The organism is Draconibacterium sp., from assembly GCF_041583095.1.
GTDB lineage: Bacteria > Bacteroidota > Bacteroidia > Bacteroidales > Prolixibacteraceae > Draconibacterium.
On record NZ_JBFHGM010000447.1, the window covers coordinates 1 to 1,504 of the forward strand.

The 1,504-nt window shown below is 44.5% G+C and carries 2 protein-coding genes; both read left to right on the top strand.

Annotation, left to right across the window (positions count from 1 at the left end; translation table 11 throughout):
* On the top strand, positions 1 to 341 hold a 341-nt coding region (locus ABZB17_RS22400; protein WP_372653887.1), incomplete at its 5' end, for an alpha/beta hydrolase.
* Positions 342 to 470: 129 nt separating this feature from the next.
* A partial coding sequence (locus ABZB17_RS22405; protein WP_372653889.1) for an alpha/beta hydrolase-fold protein occupies positions 471 to 1,504 on the top strand: 1,034 nt, incomplete at its 3' end.

Below are 1,504 nucleotides of genomic sequence, written 5' to 3' on the forward strand. Positions count from 1 at the left end.
CCGGTCTTTCGATGGGTGGAATGCAAACACGTGTGATAACACTGGCCAACCCCGATGTGTTTTCGCATGTGGGAATGTTTAGCGGTGGCAGCATTACCATGGAAAACATTGAGCAACATCCTGATTTTAAGGAAAAAGTAAAATTGCTTTTCGTCAGCTACGGAAGTCGCGAGATTGAGAATCCGCGCCCCGGACCATGGGGAGATCCAAAGGAAAATACCGAAGCACTTAAAAAAGCCGGTATGAACACCCATTTTTATGTGTCGCCCGAAACTGCCCACGAATGGCAAAGCTGGCGCCGCAGCCTTTATCAGTTTGCACCTTTATTATTCAAAAACTAAAAACCAGACTTCGACTTCGCTCAGCCTGACTGTCAAAGTGAGCGGAGTCGAACTGTGAACCAATGTCTTGTGAATTAATTCTGCCGATCAATAGATAACTATCAACTGTAAATAAATAATCTTAAAAACATGAAAAAATATATTTCAACACTAATAGCGTTCTTTATTTTCTCACTTACGCTGTGTGTAGCTCAAAGCGAAAAACCGGCCATAATAGAAGATTTTAAACCTTCAGTTTTAAACCAGCCCGGGAAAGAATATCCCATGGTAAACTCGCAGGGTTATGCCCGTTTCCGAATTGAAGCGCCCGAAGCACAAAGTGTGGTGGTGAGCCTTGGTTTGGGCGGAACAAGAGGCGGAACTCCGCTTACAAAAAACGACGATGGCGTTTGGATGGGAACCACTGCCGGCCCAATGGACGAAGGTTTTCATTATTACCATGTAACTATTGATGGTGGTGTTTTTAATGATCCGGGAGCGTTGAACTATTACGGATCGGTACGTTGGGAGAGTGGCATTGAAATTCCTGCACACGACCAGGATTTTTATGCATTGAAAAATGTTCCTCACGGACATGTTCAGCAGGTACTTTTTCCTTCGCCAAGTACAGAAACCTCGCGCAGGGCTTTTGTTTACACACCTCCGGGTTATTATAAAAATCAGTCAAAAAGTTACCCGGTGCTTTACCTGCAACACGGCTGGGGCGAAGACGAAACAGCCTGGATGAACCAGGGACGTGCCAACCTGATTATGGATAACCTGATTGCCGAAGGTAAAATTGATCCGTTTATCATTGTGAATACCTACGGAATGACCAACGAAATCAAATTTGGCGGTCTGCGTAATTTCGATGTTACTCCGTTTCAAACGGTTTTGGTAGATGAGCTGATTCCATATGTTGATGAGCATTTCCGCACTATTCCTGATCAGGCACACCGCGCAATGGCTGGTCTGTCGATGGGTGGTATGGAAACAAAAGATATCACATTGAACAGACCGGAAGTGTTTTCGTATTATGCGCTGTTAAGTGGTGGTATTTATGCTCCTGAGGATATCAAAGATCATTCGAACCTGAAGCTGGTATTTATCAGTTGTGGTAGCAAAGAACGTCCGGATGGAGTGAAAAATGCGGCAAAAGCATTAAAAGATGCCGGTTACAACGC